The following is a 15520-nucleotide window of genomic DNA, read 5'->3' as shown; positions in this document are numbered from 1 at the left end:
TCGGACTCCGGCTTCCTCACAGACCGCACCGCCCCGCATCACGTCAGGCAGTTTGACGTTGACGGTGACAAGTTGGTAAATTCCCGCGTCTTCGCCGACATATCGCCTGGCATTCCGGATGGCTTTCGCGTTGACGTTGCGGGCAATCTCTGGATCAGCGCGTGGGATGGCGTACAGTGCCATACGCCCCAAGGTGAGCTCATCGGGAAAATTCAGGTGCCGGAAATGGTTGCGAACCTGACCTTTGGTGGACCGCGCAACAATAGGCTGTTCATCACAGCGACAACGTCGGTCTATGCCGTTTTCCTAAATGTCCGGGGCCAGCAGTACCCGTTCGGCACGTGACACGGACACCACTGAGTCAGCCTGGAAGCTCTGTAGCAGTGGATGGTTAGGGCGAAAGTTGGACACGAAACAGCTACAGGTATTCATCGCCGTCGGTGCGGCTGGCAGCTTCTCGAAGGCCGCGCTCGACCTCAACGTCACCCAGCCGATGGTCACGCGCCATATTCGCGGGCTTGAGGAGGAACTCGGCGTCGAGCTGTTCTATCGCAACGGCCGCGGCGTCGTGCTGACCGAGGCGGGCGTGCTTCTGAAGGCCCATGCCGACGAGATCGTCGAGCGGATGCGGCTGGCGCAGAATGCAGTATCGAACCTCAAATCCTCGCCGAAGGGGAGGTTGGTGCTGGCCGTGCCGCCCTCGGTTGGCACCGTGCTGACCGTGCCCTTGGTCAAGAAGATCAAGAACGAGTTTCCCAATGTCGCGCTGCAGGTGATCGAAGGCTTCAGCGGCCATATCCTGGAATGGCTGATCGCCGGTCGCATCGATGCCGCCGTGCTCTACAATTCGCCGAACCATCCTTCCGTGCTGACCGAACCGCTGGCCGATGACGAGCTGTTTCTGATCGGGCCGGTCTTGTCCGAGCGCGCGCTGCCGCGCGGGCCGGTCGGCCTCAACATCTTCGCCGAGCTGCCGATGATCCTGCCCAGCCGCCCGCACGGACTGCGGCGGCTTATCGATAACACCTTGGCGGAGCATGGCATCTATCCGCGTGTAGAGATGGAGCTGGAGGCAATGCCTTCAACCTTGCTTCTGGTCGAGGAGGGAACTGGCTATACGGTTCTGCCCTACGCTTCCGTCCACCTCCTTGTGGAGGCTGGCCGCATCGAGGTCTGGCCATTCGACCCGCCGATTACCCGACAGCTGATCCTCGCGACCTCCTCGCAGCGACCGATGTCCTCGAACTTTCGCCCCCTCTTCCGTGCGGTGCGCACGGAACTGCGGGACATCATATCGACACACATCTGGAAACCGACAAGCCATATCGAATAGCTGCACGAGCAGGATAGTGTGCAATTCGGCTGCCTGCTGCCAACCAATAGCTCCCGATGGAAAGAATTTGATGCGGAATACGATGCTGGGCTTCGCGGCACTTGCCCTGGCCGCGTGCCAATCGGCTCCTGTGGAGCCGCGACCCGCCGCTGTCGAACCTCCTTCAGGTCCCGTTGCCTGACTACGAGGGGATTCAGGCACAGCGCAACCGCGACTGGAAACCGACTTTCGGACGATAGACGAAGCGGGCCTTTAGAGCGGCAGACCAAGGACTTCAGTCTTACAATGGTAGTTGTGACGACTATTCTGGCCGCGCTGCGTTCCCCTTTAGCCCTTGCGGCATCGCCATTTCCTGATTAAGCGCCAACATCCAAAAAGAGGTACAGTTAACAGCCAAAAGCATCAGCAGGGGAGCCGGCGCTCGCGCGGGAAAGTGGCAGCACGATCGCAAAGGACAAGTCTGATCACAACGCGGTGCGAGCCCGTCTGTGCTCTTTAGGCTGCTGCTGCTCTTTAGGCTGCGTGGGCGAAGCGATCGACCCTGAAGTCGTCGAGCGGCGTTTCGCAATGGTCGGTGGTGATGAGTTCGGCCATGGCGTCGCCCACGCCCGGGCCGAGCTGGAAGCCGTGTCCGCAGAAGCCGAAGGCGTGGAACAGGCCTGGCGTCGTCGCCGAGCGTCCCATGACCGGCAGCATGTCCCGCACATAGCCCTCGCAGCCGGACCATGTGCGGATGACCGCCACATGCGCGATTGCCGGCAGCAGCCGCGCGACGGCGCGCAACTGCACCGGCAGGCGCATGGGGTCGGCGTTCGCATGGCCCGGATCCAGGTTAACCGCCACCCTTTCGGCGGCGCCGCCGAAGACGATGTTGCCCCGCTCGACCTGACGCAGATAGGCGCCATGGTGCTTATCGCGCGTCCAGATGCCGACCACCGGCAGGATCCGATGCGGCAGCGGCTCGGTCACGCCCATCTGCGGGCCGTAGGCATCGAGCGGGATCACTTCGCCGAACTGCGCGGCGATGCGCGCGCCCCAAGCTCCGGCAGTATTGAGCAGGCAGCCGGCGGCGAATGTACCTTTTGAACTGGCTACAAGGAAACCGGAGCCCGTGCTGGTGATCGTCCCGACTTCGGCTCCCTCGACGATTTCCGCGCCCAGCTTGCGGGCAGCCTCGGCAAAGGCAGGTGCGATCAGCCGCGGATTGCCGCTGCCATCTTGCGGAGAGAACGACGCGGCGATCGCTTCGGGACCGAGGCCGGGAAAGCGGGCATGGATCTCGCGCGGGCCGAGTTCCTCTAGCTCAAGGCCCCAGGGGCGCGCCGCCTCGGCATAGGTCCGCATGTCTGCGAGCCCGCCTTCATCGAAGATCAGCCGGATATGACCGGTGGCGCGGAATTCCACGTCGCGGCCAAGCATTCTTTCGGCCTCGCCCCACAGCCTGAGCGAACGGTGGGCCAATGGAAGCTGGGAGAGATGGCGCCCGGTGCGCCGGATGTTGCCGAAGGAGGCGACGGTTGCACCGGTGCCGATCCGATTGCGCTCGACCAGCGTCACGCGTGCCCCGCGCCTGGCGAGGAAATAGGCCGAAGCCGTCCCCATCAGTCCGCCGCCCAGCACGATCACATCCATAGTCGTTCCTTAGCGTAGAGCAGCCGATCCTTGGATGTATCCATCTTGTCTGCGCCACGGCATTGCGTCAAAGATGGGTTTGGATAACAGCCATAAGCTTTACCTATGGAGTGGCAATGCGGGCCCGGCAGCTCGAAGTGTTCATCGCCGTCATGCGTGCGGGCACCGTGACCGCCGCGGCGCGGATGCTGAACATCTCCCAGCCTGCGCTCAGCCAGATCCTGCTCCACACCGAGGACGAACTCGGCTTCACGCTGTTCGAGCGGGTGAAGGGCCGGCTACGGCCGACCCCTGAGGCGCTGGAGATTTTCGCCGATGCCGAGAGGCTGTCGGCAGGGCTCGAGGGCTTGCGCCGCAAGACCACCGACCTGCGTCTGGGCCGAACTGGGCTGGTCCGGGTCGCGGCTTCGCCACCGCCGGCCATGGCGATATTGCCGCGCGCGTTCACCGGATTCCGGGCGCAGCATCCCGATATTTTGCTACGTTCCCATATGGCGCCGATCGCCGCGATCATCGACATGCTGCGCGCCGGCGATGCCAGCCTCGGCGTGGCCATGGACGACCGTCTGCCTCCCGATATCGAGGCGGAAGTGATCGGCAGCGTCGGATTCGCATGCCTTTTGCCCATAGGGCATGCGTTGGCCAGGAAAACCGAGCTGCGGCTCGCCGATCTCGCCGGCGAGGAATTGATATCCTATCGCGGAAACACCCGTCCCGCCGACGAACTGGCCCATGCGGCCCGCGCGCAGGGTGTGGCGCTTTCGCTGTCGCTCGAGATCGACGTGTCCATCTCCGCGGTCGGCTTCGTCCAGACCGGTCTGGGTATCGGCCTCGTCGACGCGCTGCTTCCGTGGCACCAGTTCGCCGGGCTTGCCGTCAGGCCGCTCGCGGCGGGGCCGGAATTTCCGATCGCGCTGCTGACCTCGCGCACACGGCCACTTTCGCGGGCCGATGAGATGATGCGCGAGCAAATCCGTGCTGCCTGTTCGGTGGTCCTCGGCGAACATCGCGCCAAAGCATAAGCAAGACTTATATCCTTGCCTCTCATCCATCTTGGACCCTGACCGTCCGCTCGTGCCAGTTTTGGTCGGCAGACAGGAAGGGACGCATCATGGACGGTGCCATCGCGGTAAATGGGGCGCGGAAAGAGGCCGACTGGAAGGTCGGCGTCGATATCGGCGGGACATTCATCGATTTCTGCGCGCTCGAAGCCCGCTCCGGACGCGTCGCTTCACTGAAAGTGCTGACGACGCCGGAAGATCCGGGTGCCGAGCTTATGACGGGTCTTGCCCTTCTGGCCGAACGCGAAGGCTTTGATCCTGCCCACATGACGCGCTTCGTGCATGGCACGACCGTCGGCATCAACACGATCATCCAGCGCAAGGGCGCGCCGCTGGCGCTGTTCACCAATGCCGGCTTCGAGGACGTGATCGAACTCGCGCGGCTGCGAATGCCGGACATGTATTCGCTGTTCTGCTCGCGGCCGGATCCGCTGATCTCGCGTGACATGGTGTTTGGCATTCCGGTTCGCATGCGTGCCGATGGGAGTGAATCCCAGGCACCGGACATGGCGGCTGTCGAGAGGGCGGTGGCACTGGCGAAAGCGAACGGGGCGCAAGGGATCATCGTGTCCTTCCTCCATTCGTGGCGCAACGCCGCGCAGGAAACCTCGGTGAAGGCGGCGATCGCGCTTCTTGCGCCCGACCTCTTCGTCTTCTCCTCGGCCGAGGTGTGGCCGGTCATCCGCGAATACGAGCGTAGCTCGACCGCCATCCTTAATGGCTATGTCCATCCGCGCGTCTCGTCCTATCTGACGGCGCTGGAAGAGAGACTGAAGGACCGCGGCGTGCCGGCCCGCCCGATGCTGACGAAGTCGAACGGTGGGCTGATGAACGCTGCCGAAGGCAAGCGTGCCTGCGTGAACATGCTTTTGTCGGGAACGGCCTCCGGCGTCATCGGCGCCTCGTGGCTGGCGCGCCAGGCAGGCGAGGACAAGGTCCTTACCCTCGACATTGGCGGGACCTCGGCCGACTTCGCGCTCATCATCGGCGGCGAGGCGCAGTTCGGGACAGGCGAATTGATCGGCGAATTTCCGCTCCATATCCCCTCCGTGTCGGTGAGCTCGATCGGCGTCGGCGGCGGCTCGATCGCCAGTGTCGACGCACAGGGGGTGCTGCGGGTCGGGCCGGAGTCGGCCGGTTCGACGCCAGGACCGGCATGCTATGGCCGTGGCGGCGAGCGGCCGACGGTGACGGACGCCATGGTGGTGTGTGGATGGCTCGGTCACAGCGAGATGGCCTACGGCCAGCTCAGGATCGATACCGGGCTGGCGCATCGCGCCATCGGCGAACTTGCCGCCCGCCTCGGCCGTCCAGTCGAGCAGACCGCGCAGGCGATCCTCGACATCGCGGTGTCGGAGATGTTCGTCGAGGTCGAGAAGCTCGCCTCGCGCGCCGGCGTGGACTTGCGCGATTTCACGCTGATGCCCTTCGGCGGCGGCGGCCCGATGCTCGGCGCCTTCCTTGCCCGCGAACTCGGGATGAAGCGTGTCATGGCGCCCCGCCGTCCCGGCGTGGTGTCGGCGCTGGGCGGGCTCGTGGCGGACCTGCGCGGGGACTTCATTCGCACCATCTTCAGCCTGCTGTCGGGCATGTCGCTCGCCGGAATTCGCAATGCCTTCGAGGCCCTCGCCCAAGAGGGTCGCGACTGGCTCGCGGCGCAGGGGCATGAGGGGGCGGCCGAACTCAGTCTATCCTGCGACATGCGCTATGTCGGGCAGAGTTATGAGATCGAGGTCGTCCTTCAGCCGGAATGGCTGACGGACGGCAATGCGACCGCCATCGCACAAGCCTTCCACCTCACCCATGAGCAGCTCTACGATTTCCACGACCCGGACGGCGAGATTGAACTTGTGAATGTCCGGCTGTCCTCAGTGGGCGCGGGGCCGAAACTCCACTTCCCGGTGGTCGACGTGATCGACGCCCCGGCCATTCCGGCGCGCCGTCTCCCGGTCTACACGGGCGCGAGCGTAGAGACCGTCGATCTCCACGACCGGCAGGCCCTCGTGCCGGGCAGCACGTTCCATGGGCCTGCCGTGGTCGTTCAGGAAGACACCACTTTTGCCATTCCCGCGGGAGCGCAGGCAAGGGTCGACCGTCACCTTAACCTTCTGCTGACGTTCCCGGAGTAAGCCATGTTTGACCGGACAAACCTGCAGGTTCTGGCGAACCATGCCCGCGCGGCGGCCGAGAACATGGCCCACACATTGCACCGCACCGCGCACTCCGCCTTCGTCAAGGAGACGCAGGACTTTACGGTGATGCTGATGGACCGTTCAGGCGCGACCTTCGCCGTGCCGATGGACCTCGGCGCCACCTGGTATCCGGGGCTTTCGTATCACCGCGCGATCGCGATGGTCGACAACTACCGGCCGGGAGACGTTGCGTTCACCAACGATCCCTATTCCGGCCACGTCGCCACGCACGCGCCCGACACGCATCTGTGGAAGCCGGTCTTCGTCGACGGCGAGATCGTCGCCTGGACCGGGGGGCATATCCATAACACCGACATGGGCGGGGCCGTGCCGGCTTCGCTCAGTCGGGCGCTGACCGAGATCCATCAGGAAGGGATTCGCTTTCCTCCGATGAAGTTGGTGAACGAGGGCGTCTTCGACGAGACGATCCTGCGGATCATGAGCACCAATGTGCGCAAGCCCGACCTCAACATAGGCGACATCAAGGCGCTGGTCGGCGCGCTCAACACCGGCGAGCGCAAGATCCAGGCGATGGTGAGGAAGTTCGGCAAGGCCGGCTTCATCGAAGGCGTTTCCGCTCTTCTCGACCATGCCGAGGCGCAGGCGCACGACGTGCTGCGCGCCATGCCCGACGGCACATGGGAGTTCGCCGATTATGCCGATGAGGATTCGGTCGAGGCCAATCCCTGCCGGCTGAAGCTGACGCTGACGATCAAAGGCGACGAGGCGGTGCTAGACTTCACCGGCTCCGATCCGCAGCTCGGCTCTTCGCTCAACGTGCCTTCAGGTGGCGACCCGCGCCACACCATGCTGCTGGTGGGTGTCTACTACGTCCTCTACACATTCAACCCGAAGCTCCTGCTCAATACGGGCCTCACCCGGCCGTTCACCTGCATCGCACCTACGGGTTCGGTGTTGAACCCGGTATACCCCGCCGCCGTGGGCATGCGCTCGCTCACCTGCGCCCGGCTGCGGTCGGTCATCTTCGGCGCCTTCTCGCAAGCGGTGCCGGACCGCCTGCCAGCGGCACCCGCCGGCAACAACTGCATCGTTAACGTCATGACCACGGACGAACGTACCAGCCGGACCGTGATCGCGGCGGTGAACCCGGTGGTGGGCGGCGGTGGCGCGATGCCGCATCGCGACGGGACCAATGGGTCGGGCGCCGATGCCGCCTATCTCAAGAACACGCCGATCGAGATCACCGAGACCGAGACCCCGGTCGAATTCGTGAAATACGGGCTCGCCATGAACAGCGGCGGTGCGGGCCGTTGGCGTGGCGGCCTGGCGACCGAGATGGCCTTCCGTGTCTTCGCCCCCGACTCAAGGATCACGGCGCGCAACCGGGACCGCGGCTTCTTTCGTCCCTGGGGCGTGCTGGGCGGCAAGGCGGCCGGCCTGTCTGACATGGTCGTCAATCCGGGAACCGAGCACGAGCGGCGACTGGGCAACATCGACACGGCGGTGCTGCAGCCCGGCGACGTGCTCGATATCCGTTCCGCCGGAGGCGGCGGGCGCGGCGATCCGCATGGGCGCGAGCCCTGGCGCGTCGCGCAGGATGTGCGGCGAGGCTATGTCTCGCCAACGGCTGCCGAGCGCGACTATGGCGTCGTCATCCGCGACGGCGAGGTCGACGAGCAAGCGACGGAAAGGCTGCGCGCACGCCAGGGGCCAGCCGCCGGCCATTTCCATTTCGGTCCGGAGCGCGACGGTTACGAAGCGCAGTGGACCCCAGCGGCCTATGACCGGCTTACCGCCATACTGAGGGATTTGCCGATCCATTGGCGGTTCTTCGCCAAGACGGAGATCTTCCGCCGCATGAAGGGACGTTCGGGGCCGGAGGGCGTCCAGGCGGCGTTCGATGCGGCCTGCGAGCGGTTCCCCGAACTGCCACGTCCTCGCCCCGTGCGAGAAGCAGCAGAATGATCACCGCCGGCCGCATCGTCCGGCTGGCCGAGCGCGACCGGGCGCAGTTGCATTTCTTTCTCGACGGGCAGATGCGCAGTGCACTGGCGGGCGACACCGTGCTGACCGCCATGCTGGCATCAGGGTACGCGTTGCGAAAGTCCGAGTTCGGACCAGAGCCGCGCGCCGGCTTCTGCCTGATGGGAGCCTGCCAGGATTGCTGGGTATGGCAGGACGAGGGACCGCGCCTGCGGGCTTGCTCGACACTTCTCAGCGAAGGCATGCGGTTGCGCACGATGCCACCGGAGCGCTGGCCGTGAGCGAGACCCCGCCGCCGCGGATCGTGATCGTGGGCGCCGGTCCGGCTGGCATAAGGGCCGCCGCGACGCTTGTGGAGGCCGGGCTCCACCCGGTGGTGATCGACGAAGGGCAGCGCGCAGGCGGACAGATCTATCGCCGCCCGCCCGCCGGCTCCACCCGCACATCGGAGCAACTCTACGGGTCGGAGGCGGCGAAGGCGCGAGCGCTGCATTCGCTCTTCGACCGGCTGGCCGCAGAGGGGCGGCTCACCCATTGTGCGGCGAGCTCGGTCATCGCAGTGCATGAGGGTCGGCTGCACGTGCTGGGGGAGGGTGGTGTGCAGGTGGTCTTCTATGACCGCCTGATCCTTGCCACCGGCGCATCCGACCGTGTCGCTCCGGTGCCGGGCTGGCAGAGCGCCGGCGTCTATAGCCTTGGCGCGGCGCAGATCGCGCTCAAGGCGCAGGGCGTCGCTCTTGGGCGGCGGATCGTCCTTATGGGATCGGGTCCTTTGCTGACGCTGGTCGGCGCCCAACTGGTCAAGGCTGGAGCGGATGTGGCAGCAGTGCTCGACACGTCTCCCTGGCATCAGCAGATGCGCGGGTTCTGCCAGCTTGCCGCCCGGCCGTTCGTCACGCTGCGCGGTCTGGCCCTGCGGACGAGACTCGGCGGCCGCTACCATGCGGGCGTGACGCTCGAACGGATCGAGGCCGACGGGAAAGGTGTCACAGCGATGCGCTGGCGCGACGCCGGCGGCCGGGAGCACCGCACCTCTTGCGACATGATCGGCATGGGCTGGCACCTGCGGGCAGAGACGCATCTGGCCGACCTTGTGGGATGCACCTTCACCTATGACGAGCAATGGCGGCAATGGCTGCCAAGGACCGACCAGATGGGTCGTGCCGGCAACGGAGTCTACCTTGCCGGCGATGGGGTTCGTCTTCTGGGAGCGGATGGCGCGGAGATCGCTGGGCGTCTCGCGGCTGCGGCATGCCTTGCCGATCTCGGAATTCCTGCGTCCGCCACCGGCGTCGATTTGCGCAAGCTGGCACGGCTCGAGCGCTTTGCCCGCGGCCTGGCTTACGCCTTTCCCTGGCCGGCAGCGATGGCGCGGGCACTTCCCGATGAGGCGGTCGTCTGTCGCTGCGAGAACGTGACAGCCGGAGCCGTACGCCAGAGCGTGGATTTCGGCGGCGGCGAGGCCAACAGGGTGAAATCGCTATCGCGCGTCGGCATGGGGCGATGCCAGGGGCGCTACTGCCAGTTGGCTGCCGTCGAACTCGTGGCGGCGCAGGCCGGCTGTGCGGCCGACGCTGTCGGCCGGTTCCGCGGACAGGCGCCTGTCCGGCCGGCGCCTGTCGGTGCCTTCCTCCGGGACGGCTGATGCAATTCCGGAGTCCACACCAGGAAGACATGGATCACGTCTCAGAAATCGGCGACCTTCCCCCAGGCTGAAGCGTCGAAGCGCCGGGGATCATAGGAATTCGGATCGACGATCGGTTCCGACCCGGTCACCAGATCGGCGACGAGGTGACCGGCGCCCGGGCCGATGCCGAAGCCGTGTCCCGAAAATCCGGCAGCCAGGAAGAAGCCCGGCACCGTTTGGATCTCGCCGATGGCGGGCACGCCGTCCGGCGTGCTGTCGATGTAGCCGGCCCAGGCCGCGCTGATCTTTGTTTGGCGCAGTGCCGGCAGCAGCTCGAGCGCCCGGGTGTGCGTCAGGCGGATGGTCGCCTGATCCGGGGTCGGATCGAGGATGCGCATCCGTTCCATCGGCGTCGGCTGGTCGAGCCGCCAGCAACCGAGTGTTTCGTGGCCCGAGCGCATGCCCTGCAGACCGCCGGGTGCGAGGCTGCGCCAGCGCTTCAGGAACATGGGCAGGAACTGCGACGAGAAGCGCAGCTGCTGCGGCGTCACGTCCACCCGGCCGCGTCCGCTTATGGCGAGCGTGTAGCCGCCGTCGCCGCGACGCGTGGCCGAGATCCTTGCCGTGTGCAGCGCATCCGGCAGACCTTCGGCACCCGGCGAGACGGACAGGATGGAGGAACGGATCGACGCCTGCGGAAAGCGGAAGTCGAACTGCCGGCAAAAAGAGGAGGCCCAGGCGCCGCCGGCTAGGACGGCCAGCTTCGTCCGGATCGTTCCGCTTTCGGTGACCACGCCGCTCAGGCGGCCGCCCTCGATCTCGATACCGCGCGCGGCGCAGCTCTGGTGCACGGAGCCCCCAAGCTTGAGAATGGCACGGGCGACCGAGGGCGCGGCGCGCGACGGGTCGGCGGTGCCGTCGGTCGGCGAGAAGACGCCGCCCTTCCAGGTCCGGCCCGTGGCGCGGCCCCGCTCGCTGGCCGCGGCGCTGTCGAGCATATGCGTGGTAACGCCGGCCGTTTTGGCGAAATCACGCCAGCGCGCCCAGCCGGCCAGTTCCGCCTCGTCGTCGCTGAGATAGAGCAGGCCGCAGCGGCGAAAGCCGGTGTCTTCGCCGGTTTCCGTCGCGAAGCTGTCCCACAGATCAAGGCTTCGGGTTGCCATCGGCAGTTCGCGGGCGTCACGATTCTGCTGGCGGCACCAGCCCCAGTTCCTGGAGGACTGCTCGGCGCCGATGCGTCCCTTTTCGACAAGCACGACCTGCATGCCGCGCCTGGCCAGATAGTAGGCCGCGAAGGCACCGACAATGCCGCCGCCGATCACCACCGCGTCCGCGGACTGGGGCAGTTCGCCGGATGTCTCGATTTGCTGCAGCGGCGCGCGCATGGTCCCTCTACGTTTGAAGCGCCAATCCTAGCGCGTTGCGCAGGCAGCCGCTGCCGCAGTTGAGGCCCAAGCAGAATTTTATTCCGGCAGCCCGGTTGAAATCGGGAGTCGCTGCGTTTCAAAGCGGTATCGCTTGGATGGACAGGCCGGCGGGCTGTGGTAGTGTCAATGGCTACTAGCAAGGCAGCATTTTGTGCTGTGGCGAGCGCGTTCTGCGGAGACGGCCGTGAAACTGGATCGGATCGATATCAAGATCCTCTACGAGTTGCAGAAGAACGGCCGCATCACCAATGTGGAACTGGCCGATCTGGTGCATCTGTCGCCAAGCCCGTGCCTGATGCGGGTCAAGAAACTCCAGTCGGAAGGCTACATCGAGGGCTATTCCGCACAGGTCAATATCGGCAAGCTCGGCCAGACGCTGACCGTGTTCACCGAAATCACCTTGAAGAACCATCGCCAGGTGGACTTCGCCCGCTTTCTCGCCGTCGTCGAGAAGATCGACCAAGTCATCGAATGCCACCTCGTGTCGGGCGGCTACGACTATTTGATGAAATTCGTCACCGCCGGCATAGCCGAGTACCAGACGATCATGGAGCGGTTGACCGACATGGATATCGGCATCGACAAGTATTTCAGCTTCGTGGTGCTGAAGTCTCCCATCGTCAAGGCGCACATGCCACTGCCCAGCCTGTTTCCGAGGTGAGGCGGCTGCTTCCTGAAACGGTGGCCCCTTATCGATGTAGTCAGCGGTGGCCGTACTGGCTGACGAGCTCGGGGTCGCGGACGAGGCCGTCCAGCCAGGTCGGGTCGAGCTTCGGCACCGAGGAGAACAGAAGCTTGGAATAGGGGTGGGTGGGCGCCGTCACCTTGTCGGGCGTGATCTGCTCCACCCGTTCCCCGTTGTACATGACCATGATCTCGTCGCAGATGGCCTCGACGACGGAGAGGTCGTGGCTGATGAAGATGTAGGAGAGTCCCAGCTCGCGCTGCAGCTCCTTGAGCAGCTCGATCACGGCGGACGCCACCACCGTGTCGAGGGCCGAGGTGATTTCGTCGCAGATGATCAGCTTGGGGTTGGCCGCCAGCGCCCGTGCGAAATTCACGCGCTGCTTCTGGCCGCCAGAGAGCTCCGATGGGTGACGGTAGCGCAGGCCCCTTGGCAAGCGCACCATGTCGAGCAGTTCGTCGACGCGCTTCGCGCGCGCCTGCCTGTCGAGGCGGTGATAGAAGGCCAGCGGACGAGAGATGATGTCTTCCACCGGCTTGGCCGGATTAAGCGCGGTATCGGCATACTGGAACACGATCTGCATCTCGCGCAGCTGGTCCCGACTGCGTTTCCTGGCGGCGCGCGGCAGGTCCTTGCCGTCGAAGACGATGTCGCCGGTCGCAGCAGGATGGATGCCTGCGATAACGCGCGCCAGCGTCGATTTTCCGCAGCCGGATTCGCCGATGACGCCGAGATTGCGCCCCTTCTCGACGACCAGGCTGACGGAATCGACCGCGCGGATGAGTGGCAGTCCGTCATCCCGAACCGGGCCGTAGCCGGCCGTCACATTGTCGATACGCAGCAGCTGCTTGGTCCCGGCATCTGCGTCCGCATGTGCTTGCCGCGGCTTCGGTTCGAAGGCGGCCAGCAGTTCGCGCGTATAGGGATGCTGGGCAGCCGAAAGGATTGCTGCGGTAGTGCCGGTCTCCTGCACTTCGCCGCCCTTCAGCACCACGATGCGGTCGGCGATCTGGGCCACGACCGCGAGGTCATGGGAAACATAGACACCCGCCACGCCGCCCGCCCGCATGACCGACTTGAATGCCTTCAGCACGTCGATCTGCGTCGTCACGTCGAGTGCCGTCGTCGGCTCGTCGAAGATGACCAGCTTGGGATCGCTGATGAGCGCCATGGCCGCCGAGAGCCGCTGCAACTGCCCGCCCGAAACCTGGTGCGGATAACGGGTACCGATCCCTTCCGGGTCGGGCAGAGACAAAGCCCTGAACAGCTCGACCGCACGCTGCCGCGCCTGTTCGGGCGGCATCAGCTTGTGGATCCGCGTGACCTCGATGACCTGCTCCATGATCGTGGAGGAGGGGTTGAACGAGGCGGCGGCACTTTGCGGGACATAGGCAATGTCGGTCCCGCGCAGCCTGGCGCGTTCCTTTTCGGAAAGGGCAGCCATGTTCTTGCCGCCAACATTGATCTCGCCGCTGGTGATCCGGCAGCCGGGCCGCGCATAGCCCATCAGCGAGAGCGCCACCGTAGTCTTGCCGGAACCGCTTTCTCCGATCAGGGCGACGATCTCACCGTCGGCGATGTCGAGGCTGACGCCCTTGATGATTTCGACAAGCCGTCCGGAGTCGGTTTTCGCCTCGATCCGCAGGTTCCTGACCTCGACGAGATTGCTCATGCGTCCCGGTCCCTGATCTTCTGCGGCAGGTTGTCGATCAGCAGGTTGACGCTGATGGTGAGGCTGGCGATTGCCAACGACGGCACGATGACGGCGGGGGCCGCGAAAGGCAGGCCGCCGATGTTCTCGCGCACCAGCGCGCCCCAGTCGGCGAGCGGCGGCTGGAGACCGAGTCCCAGGAAGGACAGGCCGGAGAGCAAAAGCACGATGAAGACGAAGCGCAGGCCGAAGTCGGCCAGCACCGGGCGGATGATGTTGGGCAGGATTTCAGACCCGATGAGGTAGAGGGTGCTCTCGCCGCGGACACGGGCGACGGTGATGAAGTCCATGGTGTTGATGTTGACGGCGAGCGCGCGCGCAAAGCGGTAGGCGCCGGGGATATAGATGACGGCGAGCGTCACGATCAGCACCGGGATCGACGAGCCGACCGCGGCGACGACCACAAGGCCGAACAGCTTGCTGGGGATGGAGTTCATGGCGTCCAGGAAGCGGCTGAGGCAGGTGTCGAGCCAGCCACCGGTGACGGCCGCAATCATCCCCAGCACGACGCCCGAAAAACAGGCGATGGAGACGGCGGCGAGCGATATGCCGACGGTGTAGCGGGCGCCCATCAGAACTCGCGAGAGCATATCGCGCCCAAGATAGTCCGAGCCGAGCCACAGTCCCTGGCGCATCGGGCCGAAATAGTCGTCGTCGACTATGTCGCCGATCGAATGGGGAATCACGTAGGGCGCAAGGATCGCGACGAGCGTCCAAGCCAGGATGACCAGAGCGGCCACGACGCCCACGAGGCTGTAGCTGTGGCCCAGGAAGGACCGCCGAGAGGTTGTCACGCGCGCTGTCGTCATCTGAGCCTCGGGTTGGACATGATGGCGACGACGTCGGCGGCGGTGATGAGAAAGAGATAGCCGAGGCAGAAGATCATCGCGCAGCTCTGGATCAGCGGCAGGTCGCGGGTGGCGACCGCATCGACCATCAGCTTGGCGATGCCGGGATAGTTGAAGATCGTCTCGACGATGATGACGCCGCCGACCAGATAGGAAAGCGAAAGAGCTACCGCGTTGACGATCGGCCCGAGCGCATTAGGGAGCGCGTGCCTCAGGACCATGCGGCTGCGCGAGGCGCCTTTCAGAAGCGCCATCTCGACATAAGGCGTGGAGAGCGTCTCGATCACCGCGGCGCGGGTCATGCGGATCATCTGGGCGGAGATGACGAAGGTGAGCGTGATCACCGGCATTGCATAGATGCGCACGAGATCGGTCAGCGAATGCGCCTCGTTGACCGAGGACAGCGCCGGCAGCCATTTGAGATAAACGGCGAAGAGCAGGACCGCGAGGGTCGCGACCATGAATTCCGGCACGGAGATGACGCCGATCGACAGGATGGTGACCGTGCGGTCGTAGACGGAGCCGCGCAACATGGCGGCGGTGATGCCGAGCGTCAGCGCCAGTGGCACCGAGAGCAGCGTGGTGATGCCGGCGAGCTTCATGGTGTTGACCAGGCGCCCGCCGATCAGCGCCGCAACAGGCATCTCGTTGGCATAGGAGGTGCCGAGGTCACCATGGAGCAGGCCGAGAAGCCAGAGCAGGAAGCGCAGGATCGCCGGATCATTAAGATGCATAGCCTCACGCAGGCCGGCGACCGCTTCAGGAGTCGCCGCCTGGCCGAGCAGGATCGACGCGGTGTCGCCGGGTAGCATGCTGGTGGCGAAGAACACGGCGAACAGCACGATCAAAAGTGTGACGGCCGCGATCCCCAGCCGCTTCAGCACGAGGTTGAGAACCCCAGATGTCATGGAAGCGCTCCCTGCGGTTGTTCGGCCAAGCAATCTTGCGCAATGAACTGCCGGGGGCTGGCTGACCGGCCCCCGGCAGGCGTCTCTCAGGCTTCAAGCCAGAGATATTCTGCCATTGCGTAGCCCATCATGCCACCGAGCGGGTTCGCCTC

13 protein-coding genes are annotated in these 15520 nt (G+C 65.1%); 8 read left to right on the top strand and 5 right to left on the bottom strand.

Annotated elements, in window-relative coordinates; genetic code table 11:
* On the top strand, positions 1-345 hold a 345-nt coding region (locus tag ACXJ7R_RS11115; protein WP_457151874.1), incomplete at its 5' end, for an SMP-30/gluconolactonase/LRE family protein.
* Between the two features lie 58 nt (positions 346-403).
* Complete coding sequence (locus tag ACXJ7R_RS11110; RefSeq protein WP_457151873.1) at positions 404-1333, top strand: LysR family transcriptional regulator; 930 nt, start codon at positions 404-406, stop codon at positions 1331-1333.
* Positions 1334-1846: 513 nt separating this feature from the next.
* Here the strand turns inward: ACXJ7R_RS11110 and ACXJ7R_RS11105 are convergent.
* A complete protein-coding gene (locus tag ACXJ7R_RS11105; RefSeq protein WP_457151872.1) occupies positions 1847-2965 on the bottom strand; it encodes an NAD(P)/FAD-dependent oxidoreductase in 1119 nt (372 codons plus the stop codon).
* A 116-nt stretch (positions 2966-3081) separates the two neighbouring features.
* Here ACXJ7R_RS11105 and ACXJ7R_RS11100 point away from each other — a divergent pair, with 116 nt between their 5' ends.
* The 5 genes from ACXJ7R_RS11100 to ACXJ7R_RS11080 all read left to right on the top strand — a co-directional run bounded on the left by ACXJ7R_RS11100 (position 3082) and on the right by ACXJ7R_RS11080 (position 9807).
* Entirely contained in the window at positions 3082-3987 is a 906-nt protein-coding gene (locus ACXJ7R_RS11100) for a LysR substrate-binding domain-containing protein (protein ID WP_457151871.1), read from the top strand.
* 89 nt (positions 3988-4076) lie between these two features.
* Positions 4077-6155: a hydantoinase/oxoprolinase family protein gene (locus ACXJ7R_RS11095; RefSeq protein ID WP_457151870.1), complete on the top strand. Its 2079-nt coding sequence runs from the start codon at positions 4077-4079 to the stop codon at positions 6153-6155.
* A 3-nt stretch (positions 6156-6158) separates the two neighbouring features.
* Positions 6159-8144, top strand: a complete 1986-nt coding sequence (locus ACXJ7R_RS11090; protein ID WP_457151869.1) for a hydantoinase B/oxoprolinase family protein — start codon at positions 6159-6161, stop codon at positions 8142-8144.
* Entirely contained in the window at positions 8141-8443 is a 303-nt protein-coding gene (locus ACXJ7R_RS11085; RefSeq protein ID WP_457151868.1) for a (2Fe-2S)-binding protein, read from the top strand. Before ACXJ7R_RS11090 ends, ACXJ7R_RS11085 begins: the two co-directional genes overlap by 4 nt.
* Positions 8440-9807, top strand: a complete 1368-nt coding sequence (locus tag ACXJ7R_RS11080; RefSeq protein WP_457151867.1) for an FAD-dependent oxidoreductase — start codon at positions 8440-8442, stop codon at positions 9805-9807. Before ACXJ7R_RS11085 ends, ACXJ7R_RS11080 begins: the two co-directional genes overlap by 4 nt.
* 41 nt (positions 9808-9848) lie before the next feature.
* Here ACXJ7R_RS11080 and ACXJ7R_RS11075 read toward each other — a convergent pair whose 3' ends face one another.
* Positions 9849-11174, bottom strand: coding sequence for an NAD(P)/FAD-dependent oxidoreductase (locus tag ACXJ7R_RS11075; protein ID WP_457151866.1), 1326 nt, complete (start codon positions 11172-11174; stop codon positions 9849-9851).
* 226 nt (positions 11175-11400) lie between these two features.
* On the opposite strand from ACXJ7R_RS11075, the gene ACXJ7R_RS11070 reads away from it, so the two are divergent.
* Positions 11401-11877: an Lrp/AsnC family transcriptional regulator gene (locus ACXJ7R_RS11070; protein WP_027167818.1), complete on the top strand. Its 477-nt coding sequence runs from the start codon at positions 11401-11403 to the stop codon at positions 11875-11877.
* Between the two features lie 40 nt (positions 11878-11917).
* Here ACXJ7R_RS11070 and ACXJ7R_RS11065 read toward each other — a convergent pair whose 3' ends face one another.
* Genes ACXJ7R_RS11065 through ACXJ7R_RS11055 form a run of 3 tightly spaced genes read right to left on the bottom strand, consistent with a single transcriptional unit; the run spans position 11918 to position 15368 of the window.
* On the bottom strand, positions 11918-13573 hold the full coding sequence (locus tag ACXJ7R_RS11065; RefSeq protein ID WP_457151865.1) for an ABC transporter ATP-binding protein: 1656 nt from the start codon (positions 13571-13573) through the stop codon (positions 11918-11920).
* Positions 13570-14421, bottom strand: coding sequence for an ABC transporter permease (locus ACXJ7R_RS11060; protein WP_457151864.1), 852 nt, complete (start codon positions 14419-14421; stop codon positions 13570-13572). Before ACXJ7R_RS11060 ends, ACXJ7R_RS11065 begins: the two co-directional genes overlap by 4 nt.
* Complete coding sequence (locus ACXJ7R_RS11055; RefSeq protein WP_095091041.1) at positions 14418-15368, bottom strand: ABC transporter permease; 951 nt, start codon at positions 15366-15368, stop codon at positions 14418-14420. The genes ACXJ7R_RS11060 and ACXJ7R_RS11055 overlap by 4 nt, the downstream gene beginning before the upstream one ends.
* Between the last annotated feature and the right edge of the window lie 152 nt (positions 15369-15520).

It is taken from the genome of Mesorhizobium sp. P5_C1 (assembly GCF_054049815.1).
Note: the sequence above shows the minus strand (reverse complement) of the source record. Positions and strands in the feature narration are given on the sequence as shown.

Bases quoted from the DNA above. Each gene is read 5' to 3' on its own strand.
- ACXJ7R_RS11060 (WP_457151864.1), bottom strand. From the start codon at position 14,421: ATGACGACAGCGCGCGTGACAACCTCTCGGCGGTCCTTCCTGGGCCAC.
- ACXJ7R_RS11090 (WP_457151869.1), top strand. From the start codon at position 6,159: ATGTTTGACCGGACAAACCTGCAGGTTCTGGCGAACCATGCCCGCGCG.
- ACXJ7R_RS11065 (WP_457151865.1), bottom strand. From the start codon at position 13,573: ATGAGCAATCTCGTCGAGGTCAGGAACCTGCGGATCGAGGCGAAAACC.
- ACXJ7R_RS11095 (WP_457151870.1), top strand. From the start codon at position 4,077: ATGGACGGTGCCATCGCGGTAAATGGGGCGCGGAAAGAGGCCGACTGG.
- ACXJ7R_RS11105 (WP_457151872.1), bottom strand. From the start codon at position 2,965: ATGGATGTGATCGTGCTGGGCGGCGGACTGATGGGGACGGCTTCGGCC.
- ACXJ7R_RS11100 (WP_457151871.1), top strand. From the start codon at position 3,082: ATGCGGGCCCGGCAGCTCGAAGTGTTCATCGCCGTCATGCGTGCGGGC.
- ACXJ7R_RS11085 (WP_457151868.1), top strand. From the start codon at position 8,141: ATGATCACCGCCGGCCGCATCGTCCGGCTGGCCGAGCGCGACCGGGCG.
- ACXJ7R_RS11055 (WP_095091041.1), bottom strand. From the start codon at position 15,368: ATGACATCTGGGGTTCTCAACCTCGTGCTGAAGCGGCTGGGGATCGCG.
- ACXJ7R_RS11075 (WP_457151866.1), bottom strand. From the start codon at position 11,174: ATGCGCGCGCCGCTGCAGCAAATCGAGACATCCGGCGAACTGCCCCAG.